Genomic DNA, 24559 nt, shown 5'->3' on the forward strand with positions numbered 1-24559 from the left:
ACTATCACACTTGAAGGTTTTTTTTATGTGTAAGTAAACAATACTTATCATCGATGATGAAATCCCTTTGGATATCTTCTCTCCAAAGGGTATGCTTATGAAAAAATAATGGAAAATAAGTGAAAGCCCTAAATGAGCCGCCGCGAAAGTTACAATCATGATGACGAAATGTCAGGTGCAGCTTTGTAAGGATTGTTGGAGATTTAGCGGATGTCACTAGAGTAGGAGTGAAAGAATGAAACCTTTATCAATTTTAGTAGCTGATGATGAGGAGGAAATTGCGGATCTGATTGCCATCCATTTAGAAAAAGAAGGATACCACGTGACGAAAGCATCGGATGGTGAGGAGGCGGTTCGTGTGGTCGAGACTCAGGTTGTTGATTTGCTGATTTTGGATATCATGATGCCGAAAATGGATGGATATGAAGTCACCCGACGCATTCGGGATCAGCATAATATGCCAATCATCTTTTTGAGTGCCAAGACATCTGATTTCGATAAAGTTCAGGGCCTGGTCATTGGGGCAGATGATTATATGACGAAACCCTTCACCCCGATCGAATTGGTTGCTCGTGTAAATGCTCAACTCCGACGTTTTTTGAAGCTCAATCAACCTAAGACGGCTACAGAAAGGAAAGCCTTCGTGGAAAGTGGTGGATTGGTCATTTCCCCCGATCAGCGTAAAGTGACTCTATATGGTGAAAGCATCGAACTAACGCCTAAAGAGTTTGATATTTTGTACTTACTGGCGAGTCACCCGGGGAAAGTTTTCGGTGTGGAACATATTTTTCAGCAGGTGTGGGGGGATGCATACTTTGAAGGTGGGAATACGGTAATGGTCCATATCCGCACATTACGAAAAAAGCTTGAAGAGGATAAACGGAAAGATAAATTCATTAAAACAGTATGGGGCGTAGGGTATACATTCAATGGGTAAAATACTACGAGGCTTTCGTTTGAAAATGATCTTATTGCTGGGTCTAAGCATGTTGTTGTCTGCTGCTATTACATACCTATTCTTTAAAGTACTCCAAATGTATTATTATTCAAATGTGAATTATGGAGATTCATTAGGTTATTTTCGCATTATCATACGAAATATTGGAGACTTCAACGTCTTTTTACTAGTATTCATCCTGCTTTCGATTTTCTTCTTCTTTTTACTTACAAAACCCTACTCTGCCTATTTCAATGAGATTTCAAAGGGAATTCATTATCTCGCCCAGGGTGACTTCAAGCATCGGGTTCAAATCGTGTCGAATGATGAGTTTAGTGACCTTGCCGAGAGCATAAATCTCGCCAGTGAAAAATTGGAACAAGCTATCGAAAGAGGGGACTTCTCGGAAAGTAGTAAAGAGCAGTTAGTCGTCAATTTAGCTCATGATCTCCGTACACCCCTCACCTCCGTTTTAGGTTATTTGGATTTGATCCTTAAGGATGAGAATTTGACGAAAGAACAAGTCAGACATTTTTTAACGATTGCCTTTACGAAATCCCAGCGTTTAGAAAGACTGATTGATGAATTATTCGAAATAACGCGAATGAACTATGGCATATTGCCCATTCAAAAAAATCATCTAAATGTAAGTGATCTCCTTAATCAATTAAAGGAGGAATTGTATCCTGTCTTCGAGAAGAATGATTTGATCGCTAGAGTGAATGTGACTCCGCAACTACCTGTTTTGGGTGATGGAGAGCTGTTGGCACGCGTGTTTGAAAATCTTTTGACCAATTCGAATCGCTATGGTAACGATGGCCAGTTTGTGGATATTAATGGCTTTATTGATTCAGGGAAAGTGGTTATTCAGATTGTGAATTATGGAGATCCCATTCCTCAGAATGATCTGCCCCATCTCTTTGATATGTTCTATACCGGTGACAAAGCACGTACTCATCAAGGAGGCGGCACCGGGATCGGCCTCTTCATTGCCAAGAATATCGTGGAGCAGCATGATGGGACCATTACGGCCGAAAGCAGTATCATACGTACCATTTTTGAAGTGCGCTTGCCGCAGGATGGTGAAAGTCCGAATGAATGATTTAAGAAAAATTTAAAATTTACCCCACTCTTTATTTAAATAGTTTTCCCTACACTTATAAGCAACTAAGAGTAAGGAGGAAACAGATAAATGAAGAAGTGGGGCTTTTTATTATTATCCTGCCTAGGGTTAACGTTCGCCTATTTGGAACCTTTGTCTGAACCAGAAGTGAAAATTCAAAACCATGTTCAATCTGAAAATGGTATCGCAGAGGGTGGCATCCAAGAAATCGAAATGACAGAGGATCAAATCTATCAAGGAGATCTGCTTTTGGTCAACAGTGAATATCCTGTTCACCAGGAGAGCATTCGATCGGATATTGTCAATTTATCTGCAAACAATGAACTGGCACAAGGGTACGTGTTGTTAGGCAGTGACACTTATTTATCAGAGGAAATTGCACATGCGTTTTCAGAGATGGTTGCTGCTGCAAAAAAAGATGGGCTTCAACATTTCGCCATTACGAGCGGCTTTCGGGATTTTGATGAGCAAAGTGTGCTTTATCAAGATATGGGTTCTGACTATGCCTTGCCAGCAGGCTACAGTGAACACAATCTGGGCTTATCCCTTGATGCAGGATCTACTCAAATGAAGATGGCTAATGCACCAGAAGGAAAGTGGATAGAAAAGAACGCTTGGAAATACGGGTTCATCTTACGTTATCCAGAGAATAAAACGGACATAACAGGAATTGAATATGAACCGTGGCACATCCGCTATGTTGGTTTCCCCCATAGCGCAATTATGAAATCCAAGAATTTCGTATTAGAAGAATATCTGGAATACCTAAAAGAAGAAAAAACATTTTCTGCTAGTGTAAATGGGGAAAAATATGAGATTTCTTATTATCCTGTTACTAAAAGTACGACCATCCATGTGCCTGCCGATCTACGTTATGAGATTTCAGGTAACAATATCGATGGTGTGATTGTGACAGTGTTTCCTGATGCGGAATGAGACGAACGAACTGAATGAAAGGCATGATGGTACATGGCTAAAAAAACAGCACTCGTTTTGACAATTCTTCTTTTCCTTTCATTTTTATAGTGCCCATCTTTGGGTTAATGCGTGCTTTGGGAACTGTTGGCCTAGGTACATGAAGGATATGTTCTAAAAAAATAGAAATAGTAGTAACTTAATGAATATGCAGGATACATTCACAAAGAATAGAGGGATAACCTATGAAAATTATTCGTGCTAGTGAATCAGAAAGTAATAGAAGAAATGAGATGAGTACAATCTTTGTAGACGGCTTCTATCAATGGCTGAATTATTTTTCAAAGGATAAGGCTAAACTTTACAAGACATTTGCCCATATGTTTAATGAAGAGGTCTTTTATACGGCAGTAGTTGACGATCGTATTGCGGCTATAGCGGCTTGCACTACAAGCAATATACCTTCTGTAAGACTGAAATATAGTGAATTTAGAAAGCACCTCGGCTTATTCATGGGGAGTATTGCTTATGTCATTCTCAAAAAAGAATTTGAGAAAGAGCAATATCCTTTTCAAATTTCTGAAAAGATGGGTGCAATAGAGTTTGTGGCAACGTCGGTAAAGTATAGAGGAAAAGGTGTGGCAATTGAACTGCTAAAATCGATCATACATTCAACTTCATACGACGAATATGTCTTAGAGGTAGCAGATACCAACATAAGTGCCATCCACCTTTATGAAAAACTGGGTTTTGCAGAGTTCATGCGTATACCTCAAAAGCACAGTGAAAAAAGTGGTGTTAATGATCTTGTATATATGAAGCTTGTGAAAGTGAAAGAAGTGGGGGACTAAAGAGCTTATGGAATGACTGATTTTTGGAAAAACAGGTTAGTATAGTGAGCTCCAATAATCTAGAAGAAAAGATATAGCATAACGGGTCCGGCTTAACATCATACTAGTAACAAAACCTTTAAACGGAGGATCATGTTGTGGAGAAAAAAATGTTAAGCGTACTCATTTCCTTATGCCTGATTTGCTTCCCATTCTTATTCAGGGGGGCTAGGATGAAGCAAAACTTAATTGTTTTCTTTTCAAAGGGAGTTCTGTCCACTCTAGTTGATACATATGTTGTGTCGGAGAAACGTGTTGCCTATCCAATTCGTCCTTTTCCAGGAGTGTTTAAGACCAACATTGTTTTTGATATGTTGTTTTTTCCATTGTTGAGTGTGATCTGGGTTAGACAAACGTATAATGACGGGTTATGGAAGATCCTTTGGAAAAGTTTGACTTGGAGTGTTCCTATGAGTATAACTCAATGGTTTCTTGTGAAATACACAAAGTTAATCCAATGGAAAAAGTGGTCGCCATTTCATACCTTTGGTTCTGTAAGTTTCACATTATTTATCATCAGAGGGCTTGTATCCGTAGTTAAAAGATTGGATCAACCTAAGAGTACTTAATATTAAAACGTCAACTAAAGGTTTGGTCATATGAAAAAGACTCAAAAACTAGAAGTGGTGTTATGGAGCATAGCATTTCCGGGCTTTGGGCAGCTGTTGAATGGTCATGTCATAAAAGGATTCTTATTTATTTTATTAGAATTTATCATTAATAGCATGAGTACATTTAATCTGTCTATCATGTATAGCTTTCTTGGCAGAATTTCGGAAGCTGAAGAAGTGATTCACTACCAATGGATCATGTTTTATCCATGTGTTTACATGTATGCGATGTATGATGCATACAAATTTTCAGATGGAGAAAATCCTCCGTTATCGTTTATTCCATTTGCCTTCGCTGCCTACTTTGTCACGGTTGGAATTATGTATTCCCCCCAACCATTCCTCTCCGTTCACTTTGGTCCGATTTGGCTGCCGATGCTTGCGCTGATTCCGGGACTGGCGGCAGGGTTTATCATTCGGGCAATTTTGTTGAGGTTTACCTCATTATAAATATCCGGTGCCCAATTATGGGGTCACCGGATATCATCCTAGCAGAATAGAGATTCAAATGTACTTTTCTCAGGGGTGGGAAATCAATGCATCATCATTTCATCAGCGATTTCCTCGCCGCTTAAGTCAGAAGGATAATAGGTTGGCCAGTTAACAACTTCCTCCAGCAACGCTTCCCGGTCTTCTCCCCAATACAAGTGATAGTGATGTGAATCGGTTGGGGCAATGCTGTGATCACTAAACTGGATGTAGTTTGGCATCTTTCCTTCCTCCTCATCAGCAAGCTTGAAGATATAGCGCACTCCACGGTTTCCCTTCTCATAGGTTAGAATTTCGTACCCGTCATAGGTATAGTGTCCAGACGATTTTTTTCCATCTTCATAGAAGGTGAACGTATCCCCATCAATCATGATGCGCTCGACGCCTGTTTTGTATCCGATTGTATAGTACTCTTTATACTCTTCGGCAGTCTTATCTCCGTCTTCGGCTTTGTGAGCAAATACTTCATCGAGGGTACCATCCAGTAAATAAGGGTAAACGGACTGCCAGTCACCTTCCCAGTCAGATAGCTCACGATCTTTCACTTGTTCATCTTCAAAGTAACCATCATAAATCTTCTGCGCTTCTTCATCTAATTTATGGCTATGGTCATGGTCGTGCTCTTCCGGTTCAATAGCAGGTGCATGTTCCAATGCTGTCTGCAACTGTGTCAGGTTATGTCTCATCAGTGTAAAATAGTCTTCATCCTTTTCAATATCTTCATCTGTCAGTACAGACAGGTTATGAAGTCTGAGTGTTTCTGCACCTATTTCATCCCTTACGACTCCAGCTATTTTCGTCGTGATGTTCTGTTCAAAAAAGACATGCTTTAATCCATATTCTTTAGCTGTCTCTACAATGGTCTGGAGTTCTTTCTGAGACGGTTCCTGTGTCGGGCTCAATCCGGAAACAGCAATCTGATGTACACCATACGCTTCTTCCCAATAGCCATAGGCGGCATGAGAGACGAGAAAGTGATTGCCTGGTGTTGCTTCCAGTTCAGTGGCAAACTCCTGATCAAGAGCTTCAAGGTCAGCCTTGAGTGTTTCAAAGTTTTCATTAAATAGTTTCTCTTCTTCAGGCTTCAATTCTACTAATACATTCTTAATGTTCTCTGCTAATTCAATGGAGCGGATTGGATCCAGCCATACGTGAGGATCATGATCTCCGTGGTCATGATCCTCTTCATGATCGTGGTCATGGGCTCCTTCATTGAGCTCAATCCCTTCAGCTGCTTCAACGACCTTCACATCTTCAGCCTCTACAGCCTCAGTGATTTTTTCGGCGTACGCCTCCATCCCCGCGCCATTCATAATGAATGCATCTGCTTCAGCAATGGCCATTACGTCTTTAGAAGTGGGCTCATAGGTATGAGAGTCCGATCCGGGAGGTAAAAGTGATTCAACTTCAGCTTCTTCACCAGCAATCCGTTCTGCAAAAAACTGAAGGGGATATACCGTAGTGAAAATTTTCACCGGTTCAGTTGAAGACGCTGCCTGTTCCGCACTGTTATTCTCATTTCCTTCTCCGCAACCAGCAAGAGAAAGAACAAATAATAAACTAAATAAAGCCACCCATTTTTTCCTCATATGTATCCTCCTTATTATTACTAAACATAATATATCGTAATCGTTACGATTTGTAAATAGTAATTGTTACGATTTATTAGTGGTAGTAGATAGTAATGATCGCTTTTTTCCGTAAGCTCAGATAATCGATTATGGGGCCATAACTTTCCACTGAATGGTCTCGAAGTTCCTAAAGATGGACAAAATGGTTGTTGAAAATTCTCCTAACTTTCAACATTTTTTTGCAGGGAGTCGTCATATTCGCCGAATGTTTTTCATTGAAAATTCAAATACTTAGGTAATGGTAGATCAATCTTTAAAGGGTGGATTAATTGAATGAACAATTGCAACGACAAGAAGATCAGTAATTGGTGCGTGGTAAGTATGGCCTCGATTCCTTTGGTGATGACCTTGGGGAATTCCATGCTGATCCCTGTACTGCCCATTTTTGAAAAAGAGGTGGGGATCACTTCTTTTCAAACGAGTATGATTATTACAAGTTACTCCATTGCTTCGATCTTTCTGATTCCGGTGGCTGGATATCTGTCGGATCGCTTCGGAAGGAAGGTGGTCATCCTCCCCAGTTTACTCATTGCGTTATTGGGGGGATTGGTTGCTGGGTTCGCTTCATGGAAAATGGATGATCCCTTTACTTGGATCATCATCGGCCGTGTTCTGCAGGGGATTGGGGCAGCTGGTGCGGCTCCGATTATTTTACCGCTGGTGGGTGATCTGTATAAAGATGATGATAAGAAAACGAGTTCCTGTCTTGGATTGATTGAAACATCCAACACATTCGGCAAAGTGTTAAGTCCCATAATGGGGGCGATGTTTGCCGCTTATTTATGGTATCTTCCTTTTTTCTCTATTTCTGTTTTTAGTCTTATTTCAATTGTACTCGTCATCTTCTTCATTAAAGTTCCTAAGAAGAAAGAGAAGCCTGCCGCACTGAAAACATTCATCAAGAATACAAAGAAGATTTTTAAACAGGAAGGGAAATGGATCTTTACTGTTTTTCTCGTAGGGATCTATATCATGCTGGTCTTGTTTGCCGTCTTGTTTTTCCTATCTGATTCCCTGGAGAAAACACATGGACTGTATGGGGTGAAAAAAGGGTTTGTATTGGCCATTCCTTTACTGACTCTATGCATCGCTTCTTTTATTACAGGTAGAAAGATCAAAGGTGAGCTAAAGGTCATGAAGGTAATCATGACGGTGAGCTTGATTCTGATCAGTGTCAGTGTGTCATTGATAGGATTTGTCGACGAGCGATTGATTCTTCTTTTGTCTGTCTCAAGCTTCATGGGTCTCTCGATTGGTGCGTTGCTGCCTACAATGGATGCTCTGATTACCGAAAACATCGAGAAAGAGGAGCGGGGGACGATCTCTTCTTTCTACAGCTCATCCCGATTCATCGGAGTGGCTGCCGGTCCCCCTCTGATGGCCTTGGTGATGAATTCTCTATTGAATGAGAGTTTTATCGGCGCAGGTATCTTAGGAATCGGGATGTTTCTGAGTGTGCTGTTTTTTATTCAATCTGAAAAATCCCCCACTTCTACTACAAATCAAGGAGGGTCAACATGAAACCATTAGACAGTGATTTTTCTGACACACATCTCCCTTTCTTTAGTGTGAAAAGTGGGACTGGGAGGGAAGTAGGTAAAGATCTTTATTATTGGACCAATCAGATTGTGAATGTCTGTTTCTACGGAATTCCGGGAAGCAGGGAGTGGGTGTTGATTGATTGTGGGATGCCTCACTCTAAGCAGAAGATCATGGAAGCGGCGGAAGAGCGGTTTGGCCATAGGGGTAAACCGCAAGCCATTGTGTTGACTCATGGCCATTTTGACCATGTCGGGTCCCTGGAGCCGCTCTTAGAGGAATGGGACGTTCCAGTTTATGCCCATGAACGGGAAATCCCTTATCTTAACGGCGAAAGGAACTATCCGAAAGGGGATCCTACTGTGGATGGCGGTTTGGTCAGTGAGTTGTCCCCATTTTATCCCCATCATGGAATCGATGTGTCCGATCGTCTTCACGTTCTTCCTGAAAGTGGTGAAGTCCCCTTTATGCAAGGATGGAAATGGGTTCATACACCTGGTCATACGCCAGGGCACATTTCCCTTTATAGGGAGTTGGATGGTGTATTAATCGTCGGGGACGCCTTTGTGACAGTGAAGCAGGAATCCCTGTACCGGGTTGTCCTTCAAACGAAAGAAATCAGCGGTCCGCCGAGGTATTTCACGATGGATTGGAAAGCGGCCAAAGAATCGGTCGCAACATTATCCAATTTGAATCCGAAAGTAGTTGTCACCGGACATGGAGAGGCGATGGCGGGGAAAGAGCTGGAAGGAGCTTTAAGAAAATTGGTTGAACAATTTGATGAGATCGCTTTACCGGCAAATCGGAAACGGCATTAACTTTTGGTTCGAATAATTTTATGCCTGTAGGGAAAATTAATCAGGCACAAACCTTTTTCCCTCTTCACCTGAAGAGGGTTTTTAGCGATAGAAGGGACAGATGTTAAATGGATTTGGATTGGATTTGGAAAGCCGTGCTTATCGTACTGGCAGGAACCTTATTATTAAGGGTGGCCGGCAGAAAGTCAATTTCCCAGATGACATTGGCACAGACGGTCATTATGATCGGAATCGGATCATTACTCATTCAACCGGTAGCCGGCAAGAATATCTGGACCACGATAGGTGTCGGGTTGACTCTTGTCCTTACCCTCATGACCATGGAATATCTGCAGGTGAAATCCGATCGTGTCGAACAGTTTATCACCGGGAAATCCAAACTTCTTATGGAAAATGGCGTCATCAACGAAAAGAACTTTAAAAAGTTACGAATGACAGTCGATCAACTTGAAATGAAATTAAGACAGCAGGGAGTCAGTAAGCTTTCGGATGTGAAATGGGCGACACTTGAGCCGAATGGACAAGTCGGAGTGGAATTGATGCCCCAGGCAAAGCCGGTGACGATGAAAGATTTTGAAAAACTTCAGGCACAAGTACAGAGACTGATTAATATGCTCGATGTCCCACCTTCCACGACGAGGCCAGTCAGTCAGGAAGTGGGAGGGGAAGATATATTTAAAGAGATCAAACAGAACTCTTCCGTCAACACTCCCCCAAAACATCTTCAGTAGTAAGGAAATGGATAGAATCTCGATTGGAGGACGTTTATGAAAGCCGTCACATATCAAGGAAAGAAGTCCGTAGCCGTCAAGAAGGTAGAGGACCCGCGGATACAAGATCCACAAGACGTCATAGTCAACATCACATCAACGGCCATCTGTGGATCCGATTTACATCTGTACCAGGGGAACTTTCCACTCCCGATCGGATATGTCATTGGGCATGAGCCCATGGGAATCGTAGAGGAAGTCGGGAAAGATGTCACGAAAGTCAAAAAGGGGGATCGCGTCATCATCCCTTTCACGGTGGCTTGCGGGACTTGTGAATATTGTCATAACCATTTAGAAAGTCAATGCGATCATTCCAATCCCCATTATGACTCTGGGGGATTGTTCGGTTACTCGGAGAAATTCGGGAATTACCCCGGGGGACAAGCGGAATACTTACGAGTTCCATTCGGGAACTACACCCCTTTTTTAGTACCGGAGAATTGTGAACTGGAGGATGAACAGATCCTTTTATTATCTGATGTACTTCCCACGGCCTACTGGAGTGTGGAGAATGCCGGTGTGAAAAAAGGGGACACGGTCATTGTCCTCGGATGTGGTCCGGTCGGATTGATGGCTCAGCAGTTTGCCTGGAAAAAGGGTGCAGAGAGGGTCATCGCGGTCGATTATTTCGAGTATCGCTTACGTCACTCAAAGAAGATGAACCATACGGAAACCTTTGATTTCACCCAATACGATGATATGGGGGAAACGTTAAAAGAGTTGACAAAAGGCGGGGCGGATGTCGTGATCGATTGTGTCGGCATGGACGGGAAGAAGTCCCCACTTGAATATATGGAACAGAAATTGAAGCTTCAGGGTGGAACAATCGGTCCAATTCAAATCGCCACCAAGGCTGTCAGGAAGTGCGGGACTGTTCAATTGACCGGGGTATATGGCGGGCTTTACAACATGTTCCCCCTTGGGGCATTCTTTGCCCGTAATATTACCCTGAAGATGGGACAGGCGCCTGCGAGAGCGTATATGGCCCCCCTTTATGAACAAATCGTCAAAGGGGAAATCGACTCCACTTCCATCATCACACATATACTTAAGCTTGAGGAAGCGGCAAAAGGGTATCAACTATTTAATGAGAAAGAAGACGACTGCATCAAAGTCATCTTGAAGCCTTAACGTTAAGAAGGAGGAGGGATTCGTGTCCCTCCTTCTTTTTGTTCACGGGACACCCTGCATTTACATAAAGTGGAAGGGTGTTGTAAAAGAGAGAGATAGACAGAGGAGATGAGACTGTGTTTTATCATATTAAAGAGCTTCAGTATGAGGCTAAACCAAGCCGGCCAAACCCGGCTTATGCGAACCAGCTGCAAGAAATTCTAGGTGGACAATATGGAGAAATTTCTGTTATGATGCAATATTTATTCCAGGGATTCAACGGTCGGGCGGACAAGAAGTTCCGTGACCTGTGCCTGGATATCGGGACAGAGGAAATGGCCCATGTAGAGTTATTGGCCACTCTCATTGCCCGCCTGCTGGACGGTGCCCCCGTGTCTGAACAGGAAGCGATGTATAAGAGTAATCCGGTGCTCGGGGCAGTGATGGGTGGAATGAATCCACAGCATGTGATTGTGAGCGGGTTGGGTGCGATGCCGGTGGACAGTGTGGGAAATCGGTGGACAGCTTCTTATATCGGCGCCAGCGGGAACCTCCTGGCCGATTTCCGTGCCAACTTAACGGCAGAATCAATGGGCCGGTTACAGGCAGTGAGACTGTATGAACTGAGTGATGATCCGGGTGTCCGTGATACGCTTTCCTTCTTGATTGCCCGTGACACTGCTCATCAGAATCAATGGGCGGCAGCCATCGCAGAACTTGAAGAGCGTGAAGGGGATATTGTCGTACCGACGACGTTCCCGAGGGAGCTTGAGAAGCAGGCTGTTTCCTATGATCTTTATAACCTGTCCAGAGGGGAAGCGAGTGCCGAAGGACGATGGGCGAGCGGACCTAGCATGGACGGGAAAGCGAATTTCCAATACATCAGTGAACCTGGTCCATTCGGGTCGAAACCTAAACTGGCCCCTGCCCCTAAATATGTACATGATACCGTGCCGATGCCTCCAATGATGAAATAACCTGACTACTATTCCATTGATTCAAGAATTGAAAAAAAATTCTCAGGTTGACTTGAAATGACAAGCCAACATGAGAATCTTTCCAATTCAGTGATTACTCACAATGTTCATTTTTGTTTTTGTGAAGGGGTGGAGGGATCAACCATCCCTTTTCTTTGTTTAACTTAAGTACTTTAGCACCCATTAGGGCTTTTTGTATATGAAATTGGCCGAACATCATCGCCACATCTTCACGTATGCTTTGTCCCATGATTGTGCTGCATGCAACTAGGCCTGAAGCGATATTAGCTGATAACCCCGCTGCAACGGCAGGATCCGGCATGCGGGCACCAGTCGGAATATCATCCAGGCAGGCATGCGGAGGTTCTGGAGGTGTTGGAGGCAACCCAATCCCATTTTCCTTCAGAAGTTTTTCTACTTGCTTGATTTCTTCTTGCCCACCCTCGATGCTGTCCTTCAGTAATTTCTTAAGATCATCATCTCCGGCATGGTTAAGCTGCATCTGATATCCTGCCACAGTGGCTTTAGCCGTCAACAGATAGTTCCAGGTTCCAAATACTTCACCATAATGCAATGGCTCTTCTTGTGGATTTCCACTTAAAATACCCATAATCATCCTCCTTAACATAATGTGCCACCTTTCAAAGTGAATGTTTAAGCACAAAAGTATTTTTCCACTAAGCACTTGGAAGTATGTATTTGTTTTTTACATTTATTGTATATGTAAACATTTGGTGTGGGTTTGGCTTATGACCACCAAGTCTGGGTATTCGATACGAATGCTCAATTAATTGAAAAATGGACCAATAATTCAAATTCAGGTTTAATAAATTCTAAATGGGATTAATTATTTCTGATCCGGGTCGAAAGTAGGCCAATCGGGATCGATTCTTAAAGGATAGTCACTTGATGGGCGAACTCTCTACTATTATTAGAGCCAATTAGTAAACTCAAGACTTGAATCAGGAAAAATATAAAGGTTGCATCTGCTTTGCTATTGCCTAAGGGTATCACGGGGACGGTTCTTACGCCTCCGAGCAAGAGAGCCGTCCCTGTGTTTTATAAGATTATTGATAGTTAATAATCGCAGGGCTGGGTTCCATCTTCAACACATCTTCCGGCTCCAAAACCGGCACATCCTTATCATAAAAGATCTTGAATGCCCCATACTGTTTCGGTTCATCACGTATGTATTTCCCGTACAGGGCCTGCTTGTCCGCGGATGCTCCCCAGCCGTCAAAGTTTATGGCGACTTCGACGTTGTCTGTCGGTTGGATCACCTCTTTATTTGTCAGTACGTCACCGGTGAATTGGTGGACGAGTACGAATTTATCCGGGAGGTCGTTCTTTTCCGTAAGTTCCGATACATACTCGACTGCCTTCTGGATTTCCTTTCCATCCACTTGCCCTAGATCCTCTCCGGGTTTCTCCCCTTCGGCTACGTGGAATTCCGTATCGATCGCCAGGTGAACATGCGGGTGCTTGAGCCACTTCTCGATCATTTTCACCTGCTCCATAACGGTGTCCGTTCCGAGCTGAACATCGAGCAGCACCAGTGCGTCATGCTTCTCGGCAAGCTCCACATACCTTTCAATATTTTCTTCGGATGTCATTCGCACATAGTCTCCATCAGGACCCGGTTCACTCTGGGCCATTGTCGTAATCAACTCGATCGTTGGGACCGCCGGACGGTCGGGATCAGCGTCTGAATAGGCCTGCGTCTGTTCCTTTAGCTTCTTCATGTACTCCTCAGGTTCCAACTCGCCCAGAATCCCCATATTTTCAGAATCTGGCGTTCCATAATAGGCAACCAATCGATGATCCTTTAATGGTCCATCGGATGGATCTTTCACCCCTTTTGCCAGCGTTTCACCCGCAGGGACCGAACGCTCGGGATTTCCACCCAGCGCCGCTTGCATATCAGGAATTTCCTGCTGTTCCATATCTGATAAGCTTTCCTTCAAAGACACAGCATTTTCAGACGGTTCCAACGGTTTGAAGGGCTGTTCGGTCTCCTTCGGTTCTTCGTTTTCCGTTTTTTCCGTGTTTGATTCGTCCCGTTCGGAAGTCGGCGCTTTCTTCTCACTTTCCTCTGTGGCCGAAGGATCGGCGCAGGCTCCCAGTATTAGTACTCCTGCTGCAAGTAGCAGCAATATTTTTTTCATTGCCTCACACATCCTTTTTATATAGAAGAATATGGAGGACTTTAACACATTTTCCTCTACATGAAACCTATGTAAACAAATTGATAGAAACTCTTAATCCAAACGTTAAAGCTTATGAGGGAAGCGCTGAGAACAAGGCTTTTATAAAAAATATTCTGATAGTAAACAAGGGAATATTTGGTACAATTAAAGCAGAGGGGGCCAAATGGACAAACCCCATGGCTCCATTTATCGCAAGCGCTTTTGAGAGAAGAGGTCGTACCAGAACCATAGGGCTTTGAAAATGAGAAATTAAGGGGGACTATCAATGATCAATTACGATGGACGCACGTTTGTATCCATTGAAAATACGACGAACGGTGAAGTTTCTTCAAAAACAGTTTTTGAATATAAGCAAGATGGAGATATCCTTTCAGCAACATATAGTGGCGGAGACATTATGAAAGGAACCCTGATTGGCATCGTGAAAGAGGATGGTGGCTTAACGTTTAGATACAACCATGTAAACGTTCATAATGATATAAGGGGAGGTCAATGTACTTCTGTTCCTGAAATTCTACCGGATGGCCGAATAAGACTGCATGAAAGCTGGAGATGGATGGATCGTGACCAAAGTGAAGGGGAATCGATCGTTGAGGAAGTCATATAATTAGTAGTAGTTGAATTCAGCGTTTTTTCAAATCATGGGTCGAGGTGAGGGAGATGGGGACATATGAGCTAAAGCTTATTAACAATCTGTTAGATGTTGATTTAGCTCATTTAGTAGAGCATAGCAAAGAAGAGGGTTTTCGTTTTGTAGAAAGATTAGTGAATGATTATAGAAATGGAAATAACACGTTCAACCGTGCAGGAGAAGGTATATTCGGCGTGTTTAATGAAAATGGCATCCTGGTTGCTATAGGCGGATTAAACAAGGATCCTTTTTCAACTGGTGAATGCATTGGCAGGATGAGAAGATTTTATGTCAGCAAAGAGTTTAGAAGAAGTGGTGTAGGAAACATGCTGGTGCAAAGGATCATAGACGAAGCAAGAAACCATTATGATACATTGGTGCTTCATACAGACACAGAACAGGGGGATGCATTTTATCGGGCGATTGGGTTTTCAAAGGGGGAGCTTTATTCGAGGTCGAGTCATTATTTGAGCTTAGGGTAGCATGGGGACGGACCCGGAGGCAGCTTTTTGGTATATATAATCCTTAAAAACATAAGGAACAGATTATAGGCACGATTATGGATAAGCTGAATTTTCAACTGAAAGGTGCATAAGAAAGGTCTACCACTTAAAAATCGGGAGAGTGTTCCTATGTTCAACAACTTTCATTTTGAAACGATTTATCGTGAACGGGATGATCGCACCCCTCTAGTGGTAATGATGTGTGGTGTGGCTGGCTCCGGTAAAACGACATTCTCGCAGCACTTAGAGAAGAACGGCTTTGTGCGACTTTCAATTGATGAAGAAATATGGGCGACTCATGGTCGTTATGGGATTGATTTCCCTATGGAAAAGATGGAGGAATACAAGAAAGTGGCAGAAAGTAAATTGCGCAATGAATTAGTAAAGCTCATTCACGATAAACAACAGGTGGTCATCGACTTCAGTTTTTGGGACCGTGGAAGAAGGGATCGATACAAACAATTAATAGAAAAGTCAGGTGGGAAATGGAAACTGATTTATTTAAAGGTCCATCCTGATGATTTACTTGAAAGGCTTACAATACGGAACAAGCGCTTTGATGCGAATGCGTTCCCGATTTCGGAAGGACTGTTGACTTCCTATTTGAATGGTTTTGAAATTCCTGAGGGGGAAGGGGAGATTGTGGTTGGGAATTAGAGTTACTTTTAACTGGCCAGGGAGAGGGGACAAGGTATCAGTCCCCATGGTTCCGTGTTTCTAGTCGGTCATATACTCATTCACCAACTCATAACATCTATCCTTCGTCGACTCATATAAAGAGATGTACCACGCCACATTTTCAAACGTCCCGCCTTCATACTTCAGTCTTTCTTTCTCGGCTTTCGTTTCTTTCTGTTCGATCCATCTTAACTGTTCCGCTTGTAATTCCTTCATGACCTCTGGAGACAGCTCTTTTTTCAGCAGGGTGTAGATCTCATTCAATGCATCATCAAACTTTTCGTAGGATACTCCATAATAGTTTTTCATCGCGTTTGTGACACCTTTATCTGAATCCTTCTTATCTGGCATGGCATCAAGTTCTTTTTGGATGTTGTCCAGTTTGTTCAGAAATTCTGTTCTTCCCTCTATTTTTGTTTTGGGAGTATGATCTTCCATTAATGATTCTTCCGATTGATTCTCCTCGTTGTTATCGGCTTCCATTGTGCTTTCTGAAGAAGAATCATCTGTACTTGCTGGTATCGTATCAGATCCAGACTGATTAGAAGTATCCTCTTCAGGTGCATCGCTACATGCAGACATGAAGACGAATAACATAGTTAATAAGGCTGCCACGGTAAACATTTTTGGGTTCTTCATTTTTACAGCTCCAATTCCTTATTGAAAATAGATTATTTGGTTTATTTTAACATATTTGAAATATCCTATTAACCTGTTAGGGTCCGCTTATTCGTTGCCTCCATGTTTCCTCTTTCATTAACCCCTTCTTAAAACATTTGTGATACAATTTTCGCAAGAAGGCTGTTTCAGGAACCTCGGTACCTGTCCCCATTGCCCGGAAGGAGGTAGAGTGTGATGGAACGTGTAGTTTGTGAGAAAAGGTCCTATTCAAAAGAGTTTCATTCTCATCAGCATGAGTTTGGTCAGTTTCTTTTTCCTTTACAAGGTTCCCTGGATATCCAAACGAAGTGGCAAGAACTTCATCTTGATCCGGACCATTGTTTTTATCTGCCTCCAATGTCTGATCATCAATACAGGTCGATGGACCGGAATGAGTTTTTGATTCTGGATATCCCCCTGAACTATTTACCGGGGGATACAGGAAGCATGTATATGCAGCTTGATGAGCAGTGGGTTTCTATCCGGTATTTACTGTTGGAGGAAGCGGGGAACCCGGAAAATAGGATGTCGTTGATAAGCTTGGCCAGGTATGTGACGACCAAGCTTCAACAATCTTCTTCCCCTTCAATTGACTATATTCATAGACATTTCATGGAGCCGATCAGGTTAGAGACATTGGCGGAATTGGAACATTACCATCCGTCCTATTATTCGGCGTGGTTCAAGAAAAAACATGGTAAGAGCCCGAAAGCGTATATATCGGAACTACGTTTGAAAGAAGCTGATCATCTGCTGCTATCAACAGAATGGTCAATGTCCCGGATCAGTGAGGAGTTGGGCTTTGAGAATTCTTCTTCCTTCACGAGATGGTTTGTAAGACATAGGGGGATATCCCCGCAGCAATATAGAATCCTTAAAAAGGGATAAAAGGATATCAAACTTGGTAAAGAGATTTCTAAGTGGATTCTCTATCCTAAGTTTAGATACTCCTTTTATCTTTTTTTATTGAGGTGAGCAGAATGAAGGGTCCTTTATTGATCTTAATTGCCGGCATCCTCTGGGGAACCACGGGTACAACCCAGGCATTCGCACCGGAGTCGGCACATCCGATCGCCATCGGTGCTGCCCGCTTAGCAGTCGGGGGGCTGTTTTTGATGGGAATTGTCCTTGCGACTGGCAAGTTGAACGTGACCAATTGGCCGGTAAAGCGAGTGGTGTTGGCTTCTCTGAGTATGGCATTCTATCAGCCGCTGTTTTTCACGGCCGTCACCCGGACCGGGGTGGCAATCGGAACGGTTGTAGCCATTGGGAGCGCACCTATCTTATCGGGGGTCATTGAATGGCTCGTTTTAAAAAAACGTCCGGATTCCATTTGGTGGTGTTCCACATTCCTATCCATCTTAGGGTGCCTGCTGCTGTTTATCAATAACGAGTCCGTACATGTCGATTCCATGGGACTAATCATGGCTCTGGGAGCCGGGCTATCTTTTGCCATTTACACACTTGTCAGCCGGGAGCTGGTTGAAAACCGCTTGGCATTATCAGTGGTTGCCGTTGTATTTACATCGAGTGCTGTTTGTTTATCCCCTTTTTTACTCCTGTATAATATGTCTTGGATTTGGAGTATTCGAGGTGCAGGGGTAAGCCTTCATCTTGGGATCATGGCAACCGGGATCGCCTACTTATTGTTTGCCAGAGGGCTTATCCATGTTTCTTCTTCAACCGCCGTTTCCCTTGCGTTGGCGGAGCCGCTGACGGCAGCGCTTTTGGGAGTTTTCATCGTGGGTGAATACTTGAGTGTCGTTTCTTGGATGGGGGTTATGCTGTTGATGCTGGGAATCGGAATCCTTGTATGGTCGTCTAAGGGTTCCGGTGTTGGAAAAGAAGGTGGGGGAATTAATGAAAAATGGAGACAGGTGTAGTTGCCGATTATAGAGTATGCGTTTAAATGATCGTTTACTATAGATGGATTCTTGATTGAGAGTTTTAGCGTTGATCTCTACCGGTTGATGATACTTTGAAGTGACATCTATTTTACAAGAGTGGCTTTAATAGCATAGTGGGACCTGACCCGCGGCACGTTGAAGGTTGAACGTGCCGGGGCAGGCCTTTTTGTTTTATTAAAGTACTCCTTGAATATAAAAAACTTCCCACGCTGTACATAGATTGTTAATAGTTTCGTAACATTTACCCTCTAAGATGAAATCAACAGCAAAGTTCAACCGAGCAAAATCAATCGAGGAGGAAATAAAATGTTAGAACATAATCAAAATGAAGAAATGAAACATATAGAATCAGACAATATGGAATCCGTGAAGAAAGAAGAAATGCAACGAAGCCCGAAGCCGAAGAAGCCTTTTAAAGGGCGGGGGTTTCTAAACACGGTAGGTGCCGGGATCATCGGTTCGGTCCTGACACTGACGGTATTGCCTCAAACCGACTATTATCAGAACCTGGCTCAGCCGGGCATCGAACAATCGGCAGGGGACAACGGCAAGGTGGAGTCTTCGGGTGATTCGGAGATCAATCCTACAACGGTATCAACGGGTAGCGGCGATGTGGCGAATATTGTGGAAGATGCCTCTGAATCGATTGTCGGAATCGTCAATTATCAACAGCAGAATGGCATGGGTGCATCTCAAGAAGCTCAAGCAGGGACAGGTTCAGGCGTTCTCTTCAAGAAGGAGGGGGACAGTGCGTATATCATCACCAACAACCATGTCATTGAAGGGGCATCCAAGACTGAAGTGTCTCTCTATGATGGCCAGAAGACCGATGCGGAGCTGATTGGGGCAGATCCACTGACGGACCTTGCCGTATTGAAGATCGATGGGAAATATGCAGACAACCTGTTGGAAGTGGGAGATTCCAGTGCATTGCGCGCCGGTGAACAGGTGATCGCGATCGGGAACCCTCTCGGACTCGATTTATCAAGGACGGTGACACAAGGAATTGTCAGTGCCGTTGATCGTACGATTCCAGTACAGACATCTAAAGGTGAATCTGAATTGAATGTCATTCAAACAGACGCGGCGATCAATCCGGGTAACAGCGGAGGGGCACTTCTGAATTCAAAAGGTGAATTGATCGGGATCAACAGTGCGAAGATCTCGAACTCCGGTGTGGAAGGCCTTGGGTTTGCCATTCCAAGTAAGGATTTCCTGCCGGTCGTAAGTGAAATCATCAAAACGGGGAAAGTGGAACGCCCGTATATTGGAATCGGAATGACGAATCTTTCTGATGTTCCACGCAACTACTTGGGGAATTTGCCTAAGGAAGTGGAGTCGGGTGTGATTGTCGCCAATATTGATGACACATCAGCGGCAGCAGAAGCCGGGATCAAAGAGGGCGATGTCATTACGGAGCTGAATGGAAAAGCAGTAGCGGATGTGGCCGATTTGAGAAGGCAGTTGTACGCTGACCTGAAGGTGGGAGATCAGATTGATTTGACCATTTTCCGGGGTGGAGAAGAAATAACGATCAGTTTAACTTTGACTAGTAATGCGATGGTTAATTAATCGATAGGGTGTGTGGTGCCTGGTACAGATGGAGTGGATGGTGCCAGGCACAGATGGAGTGATTTGTACCAGGTACAGATGGAGTGAATTGTACCAGGCACAGATGGAGTGAATTGTACCAGGCACAGATGGAGTGAATTGTACCAGGCACAGATGGAGTGAATTGTACCAGGTACAGATGGAGTGAATTGTACCAGGTACAGATCGGTTGATTTGTACCAGGCACAAATGGGTTGATTTGTACCAGGCACAAATGGGTTGATTTGTACCAGGCACAGACCGGTTGATTTGTACCAGGTACAAACCGTCCAAATTGTACCAGGCACCAGAAACCGGGCACCAGAAACAACAACTGAACCAAATACAAACAATTGAAGATAAAGGAGTACGGGTGAGTGGATAAAAAAAAGCGTTCGATCACGTTATGGAGTGTCATAGGGGGCATTGTCGTCGTCGGCACGATGCTTGTTATGTTTGGCTTTTCGAAGGATGAAGTGGTGGCGAAGGTGGGAAGTAAGTCGATCAGTAAAGAAGACTTGTATACGACGCTTGTGGATCAGTATGGTGAAGCGGCCCTGGATACACTGATTGCCGAGAAGATTGTGGAGCTTGAGAGTGACAAGAAGGCAATCACAGTCAAGGACAGTGAGATCGATGAGGAACTGGAGTCAATGAAAGATTCGTATGGGGGAGAAGAGGCATTCAATGAGGCATTGGCCTCGAGCGGAGTGAGTCTTAAGAGTGTCAAAAAGAATGTCGAATCGTTTTTGTTAACGGAAAAATTGTTGAAGGACAGAATCTCAATTAAGGATGATGAGATTAAAGAATATTTTGAAGCGAATAAAGACTCGTTTGCCGAGGAAGAGCAGGTAGAGGCAAGCCATATTCTTGTAGAGGATGAGGAAACGGCCAAGGAAGTGAAGGACAAGCTTGATGACGGAGGGGATTTCGCTGAGCTTGCGAAAGAATACTCCACTGATACGTCCAACGCTGAATCAGGCGGAGAGCTAGGGTTTTTTGCAAAAGGTGAAATGGTGACAGAATTTGATGATAAAGCGTTTGCCATGAAGAAGGGTGAAATCAGTGAGCCTGTTAGAACGGAATTTGGCTATCATATCATCAAGTTGACGGACAAAAAAGACGCGAAGGAAGCGGTTCTCGACGATCATAAAGAGGAAATAAAGGATATTCTGTTTGATCAGGCACTTCAAACGGAGTATGGCACCTGGCTTGAGGAACAAAAAGAGGAGTACCAAATCGAAAATTTATTGAAAAGTTCATGATCCGGCAACTATTTGTTCATGATTTGGTCATAACTTCTGGAGAAAATGACAGGGCAGGGGATCGAATCCCGACTTCATCGTCAGCTACATAGATGGGTTCGATACCTGTAACACATTAAAGGAGGAAATAAAAATGAATAAGAAAACCCTAACGTATGTACTGACAGGTGCCTTATCTGTCGGGATCCTGGGGGCTCTTCCAGCCTTTGCTGCCGAGGAGGACACAGCGAAGACGAATGACTCGGCTGTTGTAAGCGAAGAGACCAAGCCGGCATTTGGCGGACATCGCGGCGGTGGAAACGGGATGTTCCATCTGAATGAGGAACAGTTGAAGGAAAAAGCAGAAGAACTTGGAATCGACACCACTGATAAAGATACACGTGAACTCGCCAAAGAGATCATGGATGCGGAACTCGAAAAAAGAGCAAAAGAATTGGGTATTGAAACAGAAGGAAAAGACCACCGTGCCGTCATGGATGAAATCCGTCAGGCGGAACTGAACAAAAAAGCGAAAGAGCTGGGAATTTCCATTGAAGGAAAAGACCAGGAAGAGCTCTCTCAAGAGGTAAGGGAAGCACTAATTAAACAAAAAGCAAAAGAACTTGGAGTGGAAACCGAGGGCAAGGATCTGGATGAGCTTGCAGATGAGGTAAGGGAAGCAGCACTTCTGAAGCAGGCAAAGGACCTTGGAATTGACACAGAAGGAAAAGAGCATCATGAATTGAAAGAAGAGATATTCGAAGCTTCCATTCTAAAAGCGGCCAAAGAACTGGGCATTGAAACAGAAGGCAAAACGACGAAAAAACTAATGGAAGAAATCATGACCGATCATGCCGACGAAGCGAAGAAACTGGATTTTTTCCCTTTTAATAAAGAAGAAGGCTTCTTTTTCCTAAAGGGCGGCAAGGGCCATCACGGTGGTCCGGGTCATGGAAAAGGTCCTCATGGATCTGTGCATGAGGCCGAACAAAGTGAGGAACCAGCAGCCGAATCCCAAAGTGACACATTATAAGGATGGAAATCCCCGCCAGGTGAGCGGGGTTTTTCGTTATGAGGAAATAATTAGAACCGAGGGGTAAAAACGACTATAATTTAAATAGAAAGAAGTCGGGAGAGGAGCGATGTTGATGAACGTGCTGGTAGTAGAAGACAATAAGAGTGTCACGTCGATGCTTGAGATGTTTTTTATAAAAGAAGGCATACAAGGAGAGTTTGTCCACGACGGGGCTGAAGGGTACCGGCGTTATAAAGAAGGGGTTTGGGATCTTGTCATCCTGGACTGGATGCTGCCGGGGATGGACGGGGTCACCATTTGCAGGAAAATCAGGGAGGAAGGGTCACAGGTCCCGGTCATCATGCTGACGGCGAAAGACAGTGAATCCGATCAGGTGCTCGGGCTCGAACTCGGTGCCGACGATTATGTGACCAAGCCTTTCTCGCCCCTTGCTCTGATGGCAAGGATACGTGCTGTCTCGCGGCGGTATCAAGGAGAGAAAAACAACGGGACAGGAACTCAGGATGTTTCGACGGCAGACTTCCAAATCAGTAAGGAAACACGTGAAGTCCTTCTGAAAGGCGTTCCCCTTACCAATCTGACGCCAAAGGAATTTGAATTGCTCTATTACCTTTCACGGCATCCCCGTCAAGTGTTCTCGAGGGAACAGCTTCTCGAACGCGTATGGGGGTATGATTTCTACGGGGACGAACGGACGGTCGATGTACATATCAAGCGGCTTCGCAACAAAATCGGCAGCAAGGAACAGCCGTACCTGCATACGGTCTGGGGAGTAGGGTATAAATTCGATGAGACGGCGGCCGGGGATGAAATTTAGATATCTTTATCAGCTGCTTCTCAGCCATACAAGCGTACTCATAATCGCCTTCATGATCCTCGGCCTCCTGTTTTCCCAGTATGTCGAAAATCTTGTCTACGAGAATAAGGTCACGGAACTGAGGTCGTATGGGGAGAAAATTTTATCAGACCTTGAAAGACCAAGCCCGAGAAGACCTCTTTATCTGGAGGAATACAGCAACTTGCTTCATGCCCGGAACATCGATGTGATCACGTTCAATCGCCAAGGAGAGGTATCATTCTCCAGGGGAGGGGTGTACCCGCGGATCGAGCTCTCCAAAGAAGAGTGGCAAAAAATCGAACGGGGTGAAACCGTCCCGCTGAAAAAAGATTTCGGACGTTTTGACCAGGCTGTATCCCTCGTCATCATGCCAAGGATCATCAATGATCAGCTGGCTGGCGGACTGATCTTAATTTCACCGATCAGCGGCTCGAGGGAAATGCTGAGTGAAATCAATCGATATCTCCTGTATATCGTCCTCCTGTCACTGGCGATTTCTCTCTTGATCAGCTTGTTCTTATCAAAGCTCCATGTGAAAAGAATTCAGCGGATCAGGGATGCCACTTCCCGTGTGTCATCCGGTCATTACGATGTTCACGTCCCAAGCTCCAACTTCGATGAAATCGGCGATCTTGCTGAAGACTTTAATAATATGGTCACGAAACTCCGGGCATCCAAAGAGGAAATCGACAGCCTCGAGAACCGGAGAAGGCAGTTCATGGCGGATGTGTCACATGAGCTGAGAACACCGCTGACCACGATTCGCGGTGTCATTGAGGGAATCAGGAACGACATGATCCCCGAAGAACAGAAAGAGAAAAGCTTCGGTCTCGTCAGCGAGGAAACGAGGCGGTTGATCAGACTTGTGAACGAAAACCTGGACTATGAAAAAATCCGCGCAAACCAGGTAGCGATCACGAAAGTCACCTTACCATTACTGGATGTTTTCGAAGTCATCAAGGAACAGCTCGACCTGCAGGCTGAAGAAAAGGGGAACGAAATCAATATCCTTGCAGATCCTGATGCAATAATACACGCTGACTATGACCGGCTCATTCAAATATTGATCAACATTACGAAAAACAGCATCCAATTCACCTCTGGAGGAACGATCACGTTAAGCGGCTCCACTTCCGGGACAGAAACCGTCATCGAAATCGAAGACACAGGAATCGGCATGGATCCCGAAGAAATCCGATCGATTTGGCGCAGGTTTTATAAAGCGGACCTGTCCAGGACGAATAATCCATACGGTGAATTCGGTATCGGACTCTCCATCGTGAAGCAATTGGTGCTCATGCATGAGGGGACGATTGATGTTTTCAGTGAGAAAGGCAATGGTACGAAGTTTGTGATTCGGTTGCCGTTGTAGGTAGGGTATTTGTTTCAACTAACGCTTTAAATATGCCTGCCCCCAGGTAATGGAGGGCAGGCTTAATTATTATAAAAATATAT

At 44.0% G+C, this 24559-nt stretch carries 26 protein-coding genes; 21 read left to right on the plus strand and 5 right to left on the minus strand.

The genetic code is table 11. From position 1 onward, the window contains the following. The first annotated feature begins 235 nt into the window (after positions 1-235). The 6 genes from vanR (at position 236) to Q1B03_RS14220 (ending at position 4926) form a co-directional block, all read left to right on the plus strand. A complete protein-coding gene (vanR, locus tag Q1B03_RS14195; RefSeq protein ID WP_299742373.1) occupies positions 236-937 on the plus strand; it encodes a vancomycin resistance response regulator transcription factor, VanR-F/VanR-M family in 702 nt (233 codons plus the stop codon). After that, positions 930-2039: a HAMP domain-containing sensor histidine kinase gene (locus Q1B03_RS14200; RefSeq protein WP_299742375.1), complete on the plus strand. Its 1110-nt coding sequence runs from the start codon at positions 930-932 to the stop codon at positions 2037-2039. Before vanR ends, Q1B03_RS14200 begins: the two co-directional genes overlap by 8 nt. Positions 2040-2129: 90 nt before the next feature. Then, positions 2130-2996, plus strand: coding sequence for a VanY-A/VanY-F/VanY-M family D-Ala-D-Ala carboxypeptidase (vanY, locus tag Q1B03_RS14205; protein ID WP_299742378.1), 867 nt, complete (start codon positions 2130-2132; stop codon positions 2994-2996). A 224-nt stretch (positions 2997-3220) separates the two neighbouring features. Beyond that, positions 3221-3826 (plus strand): N-acetyltransferase, encoded by a 606-nt coding sequence (locus Q1B03_RS14210; protein WP_299742380.1) that lies wholly within the window; start codon positions 3221-3223, stop codon positions 3824-3826. A 212-nt stretch (positions 3827-4038) separates the two neighbouring features. Next, a complete protein-coding gene (locus tag Q1B03_RS14215) occupies positions 4039-4434 on the plus strand; it encodes a CBO0543 family protein (protein ID WP_299742383.1) in 396 nt (131 codons plus the stop codon). Between the two features lie 30 nt (positions 4435-4464). Further along, on the plus strand, positions 4465-4926 hold the full coding sequence (locus Q1B03_RS14220; RefSeq protein ID WP_299742386.1) for a hypothetical protein: 462 nt from the start codon (positions 4465-4467) through the stop codon (positions 4924-4926). A gap of 83 nt (positions 4927-5009) precedes the next feature. On the opposite strand, the gene Q1B03_RS14225 is transcribed toward Q1B03_RS14220, so the two are convergent. Next, positions 5010-6554 carry a metal ABC transporter solute-binding protein, Zn/Mn family gene (locus Q1B03_RS14225; RefSeq protein WP_299742389.1) on the minus strand — a complete coding sequence of 515 codons (1545 nt, stop codon included), beginning with the start codon at positions 6552-6554 and terminating at the stop codon, positions 5010-5012. 315 nt (positions 6555-6869) lie between these two features. Between Q1B03_RS14225 and Q1B03_RS14230 the strand changes: the two genes are divergently transcribed. The 5 genes from Q1B03_RS14230 to Q1B03_RS14250 all read left to right on the plus strand — a co-directional run bounded on the left by Q1B03_RS14230 (position 6870) and on the right by Q1B03_RS14250 (position 11810). After that, positions 6870-8117: an MFS transporter gene (locus Q1B03_RS14230; RefSeq protein WP_299742392.1), complete on the plus strand. Its 1248-nt coding sequence runs from the start codon at positions 6870-6872 to the stop codon at positions 8115-8117. Continuing rightward, positions 8114-8953, plus strand: a complete 840-nt coding sequence (locus tag Q1B03_RS14235) for an MBL fold metallo-hydrolase (protein ID WP_299742395.1) — start codon at positions 8114-8116, stop codon at positions 8951-8953. The genes Q1B03_RS14230 and Q1B03_RS14235 overlap by 4 nt, the downstream gene beginning before the upstream one ends. 107 nt (positions 8954-9060) lie before the next feature. Beyond that, positions 9061-9684, plus strand: a complete 624-nt coding sequence (locus tag Q1B03_RS14240; protein WP_299742397.1) for a DUF421 domain-containing protein — start codon at positions 9061-9063, stop codon at positions 9682-9684. 36 nt (positions 9685-9720) lie between these two features. Then, positions 9721-10854 (plus strand): zinc-dependent alcohol dehydrogenase, encoded by a 1134-nt coding sequence (locus Q1B03_RS14245; protein WP_299742400.1) that lies wholly within the window; start codon positions 9721-9723, stop codon positions 10852-10854. 116 nt (positions 10855-10970) lie between these two features. After that, positions 10971-11810 (plus strand): manganese catalase family protein, encoded by an 840-nt coding sequence (locus tag Q1B03_RS14250; protein WP_299742402.1) that lies wholly within the window; start codon positions 10971-10973, stop codon positions 11808-11810. 94 nt (positions 11811-11904) lie between these two features. Here the strand turns inward: Q1B03_RS14250 and Q1B03_RS14255 are convergent, their stop codons facing one another. Together Q1B03_RS14255 and Q1B03_RS14260 are read right to left on the minus strand one after the other, a co-directional pair. After that, on the minus strand, positions 11905-12420 hold the full coding sequence (locus tag Q1B03_RS14255) for a DUF3231 family protein (RefSeq protein ID WP_299742405.1): 516 nt from the start codon (positions 12418-12420) through the stop codon (positions 11905-11907). A gap of 457 nt (positions 12421-12877) precedes the next feature. After that, complete coding sequence (locus Q1B03_RS14260; protein WP_299742408.1) at positions 12878-13975, minus strand: hypothetical protein; 1098 nt, start codon at positions 13973-13975, stop codon at positions 12878-12880. A 307-nt stretch (positions 13976-14282) separates the two neighbouring features. On the opposite strand from Q1B03_RS14260, the gene Q1B03_RS14265 reads away from it, so the two are divergent. The 3 genes from Q1B03_RS14265 (at position 14283) to Q1B03_RS14275 (ending at position 15808) form a co-directional block, all read left to right on the plus strand. Continuing rightward, on the plus strand, positions 14283-14624 hold the full coding sequence (locus tag Q1B03_RS14265; RefSeq protein WP_299742411.1) for a n-acetylglutamate synthase: 342 nt from the start codon (positions 14283-14285) through the stop codon (positions 14622-14624). Positions 14625-14677: 53 nt separating this feature from the next. Beyond that, on the plus strand, positions 14678-15130 hold the full coding sequence (locus Q1B03_RS14270; protein WP_299742414.1) for a GNAT family N-acetyltransferase: 453 nt from the start codon (positions 14678-14680) through the stop codon (positions 15128-15130). A gap of 150 nt (positions 15131-15280) precedes the next feature. Then, a complete protein-coding gene (locus Q1B03_RS14275) occupies positions 15281-15808 on the plus strand; it encodes an ATP-binding protein (protein ID WP_299742416.1) in 528 nt (175 codons plus the stop codon). Between the two features lie 60 nt (positions 15809-15868). Here the strand turns inward: Q1B03_RS14275 and Q1B03_RS14280 are convergent, their stop codons facing one another. Then, entirely contained in the window at positions 15869-16468 is a 600-nt protein-coding gene (locus tag Q1B03_RS14280; RefSeq protein WP_299742419.1) for a lysozyme inhibitor LprI family protein, read from the minus strand. Positions 16469-16684: 216 nt separating this feature from the next. On the opposite strand from Q1B03_RS14280, the gene Q1B03_RS14285 reads away from it, so the two are divergent. The 3 genes from Q1B03_RS14285 (at position 16685) to Q1B03_RS14295 (ending at position 19968) form a co-directional block, all read left to right on the plus strand. After that, positions 16685-17377: an AraC family transcriptional regulator gene (locus Q1B03_RS14285; protein ID WP_299742687.1), complete on the plus strand. Its 693-nt coding sequence runs from the start codon at positions 16685-16687 to the stop codon at positions 17375-17377. 92 nt (positions 17378-17469) lie between these two features. Beyond that, complete coding sequence (locus Q1B03_RS14290) at positions 17470-18372, plus strand: DMT family transporter (protein ID WP_299742422.1); 903 nt, start codon at positions 17470-17472, stop codon at positions 18370-18372. Between the two features lie 330 nt (positions 18373-18702). Then, entirely contained in the window at positions 18703-19968 is a 1266-nt protein-coding gene (locus tag Q1B03_RS14295) for a S1C family serine protease (RefSeq protein ID WP_299742425.1), read from the plus strand. Here Q1B03_RS14295 and Q1B03_RS14300 read toward each other — a convergent pair. Further along, positions 19965-20294, minus strand: coding sequence for a hypothetical protein (locus tag Q1B03_RS14300; protein WP_299742428.1), 330 nt, complete (start codon positions 20292-20294; stop codon positions 19965-19967). The two genes, Q1B03_RS14295 and Q1B03_RS14300, sit on opposite strands and share 4 nt — an antisense overlap. 69 nt (positions 20295-20363) lie before the next feature. Here Q1B03_RS14300 and Q1B03_RS14305 point away from each other — a divergent pair, with 69 nt between their 5' ends. From Q1B03_RS14305 to Q1B03_RS14320, 4 genes are all read left to right on the plus strand, one after another. Further along, positions 20364-21251 carry a peptidylprolyl isomerase gene (locus Q1B03_RS14305; RefSeq protein ID WP_299742431.1) on the plus strand — a complete coding sequence of 296 codons (888 nt, stop codon included), beginning with the start codon at positions 20364-20366 and terminating at the stop codon, positions 21249-21251. 133 nt (positions 21252-21384) lie between these two features. After that, entirely contained in the window at positions 21385-22263 is an 879-nt protein-coding gene (locus Q1B03_RS14310) for a hypothetical protein (protein ID WP_299742434.1), read from the plus strand. A 115-nt stretch (positions 22264-22378) separates the two neighbouring features. Then, positions 22379-23083, plus strand: a complete 705-nt coding sequence (locus tag Q1B03_RS14315; protein WP_299742437.1) for a response regulator transcription factor — start codon at positions 22379-22381, stop codon at positions 23081-23083. Beyond that, positions 23073-24476 (plus strand): cell wall metabolism sensor histidine kinase WalK, encoded by a 1404-nt coding sequence (locus tag Q1B03_RS14320; protein ID WP_299742440.1) that lies wholly within the window; start codon positions 23073-23075, stop codon positions 24474-24476. The genes Q1B03_RS14315 and Q1B03_RS14320 overlap by 11 nt, the downstream gene beginning before the upstream one ends. The last annotated feature ends 83 nt before the right edge of the window (positions 24477-24559 follow it).

It is taken from the genome of uncultured Rossellomorea sp., from assembly GCF_947488365.1.
In the GTDB taxonomy this organism is placed as follows: Bacteria; Bacillota; Bacilli; order Bacillales; family Bacillaceae_B; genus Rossellomorea.

Coding starts and splice junctions, on each gene's coding strand:
- Q1B03_RS14245 (WP_299742400.1), top strand. CDS start 9,721: ATGAAAGCCGTCACATATCAAGGAAAGAAGTCCGTAGCCGTCAAGAAG.
- Q1B03_RS14275 (WP_299742416.1), top strand. CDS start 15,281: ATGTTCAACAACTTTCATTTTGAAACGATTTATCGTGAACGGGATGAT.
- Q1B03_RS14310 (WP_299742434.1), top strand. CDS start 21,385: ATGAATAAGAAAACCCTAACGTATGTACTGACAGGTGCCTTATCTGTC.
- Q1B03_RS14230 (WP_299742392.1), top strand. CDS start 6,870: ATGAACAATTGCAACGACAAGAAGATCAGTAATTGGTGCGTGGTAAGT.
- Q1B03_RS14260 (WP_299742408.1), bottom strand. CDS start 13,975: ATGAAAAAAATATTGCTGCTACTTGCAGCAGGAGTACTAATACTGGGA.
- Q1B03_RS14255 (WP_299742405.1), bottom strand. CDS start 12,420: ATGGGTATTTTAAGTGGAAATCCACAAGAAGAGCCATTGCATTATGGT.
- Q1B03_RS14200 (WP_299742375.1), top strand. CDS start 930: ATGGGTAAAATACTACGAGGCTTTCGTTTGAAAATGATCTTATTGCTG.
- Q1B03_RS14210 (WP_299742380.1), top strand. CDS start 3,221: ATGAAAATTATTCGTGCTAGTGAATCAGAAAGTAATAGAAGAAATGAG.
- vanR (WP_299742373.1), top strand. CDS start 236: ATGAAACCTTTATCAATTTTAGTAGCTGATGATGAGGAGGAAATTGCG.
- Q1B03_RS14265 (WP_299742411.1), top strand. CDS start 14,283: ATGATCAATTACGATGGACGCACGTTTGTATCCATTGAAAATACGACG.
- Q1B03_RS14290 (WP_299742422.1), top strand. CDS start 17,470: ATGAAGGGTCCTTTATTGATCTTAATTGCCGGCATCCTCTGGGGAACC.
- Q1B03_RS14220 (WP_299742386.1), top strand. CDS start 4,465: ATGAAAAAGACTCAAAAACTAGAAGTGGTGTTATGGAGCATAGCATTT.
- Q1B03_RS14315 (WP_299742437.1), top strand. CDS start 22,379: ATGAACGTGCTGGTAGTAGAAGACAATAAGAGTGTCACGTCGATGCTT.
- Q1B03_RS14270 (WP_299742414.1), top strand. CDS start 14,678: ATGGGGACATATGAGCTAAAGCTTATTAACAATCTGTTAGATGTTGAT.
- Q1B03_RS14235 (WP_299742395.1), top strand. CDS start 8,114: ATGAAACCATTAGACAGTGATTTTTCTGACACACATCTCCCTTTCTTT.
- Q1B03_RS14215 (WP_299742383.1), top strand. CDS start 4,039: ATGAAGCAAAACTTAATTGTTTTCTTTTCAAAGGGAGTTCTGTCCACT.
- Q1B03_RS14295 (WP_299742425.1), top strand. CDS start 18,703: ATGTTAGAACATAATCAAAATGAAGAAATGAAACATATAGAATCAGAC.
- vanY (WP_299742378.1), top strand. CDS start 2,130: ATGAAGAAGTGGGGCTTTTTATTATTATCCTGCCTAGGGTTAACGTTC.
- Q1B03_RS14280 (WP_299742419.1), bottom strand. CDS start 16,468: ATGAAGAACCCAAAAATGTTTACCGTGGCAGCCTTATTAACTATGTTA.
- Q1B03_RS14320 (WP_299742440.1), top strand. CDS start 23,073: ATGAAATTTAGATATCTTTATCAGCTGCTTCTCAGCCATACAAGCGTA.
- Q1B03_RS14285 (WP_299742687.1), top strand. CDS start 16,685: ATGGAACGTGTAGTTTGTGAGAAAAGGTCCTATTCAAAAGAGTTTCAT.
- Q1B03_RS14240 (WP_299742397.1), top strand. CDS start 9,061: ATGGATTTGGATTGGATTTGGAAAGCCGTGCTTATCGTACTGGCAGGA.
- Q1B03_RS14225 (WP_299742389.1), bottom strand. CDS start 6,554: ATGAGGAAAAAATGGGTGGCTTTATTTAGTTTATTATTTGTTCTTTCT.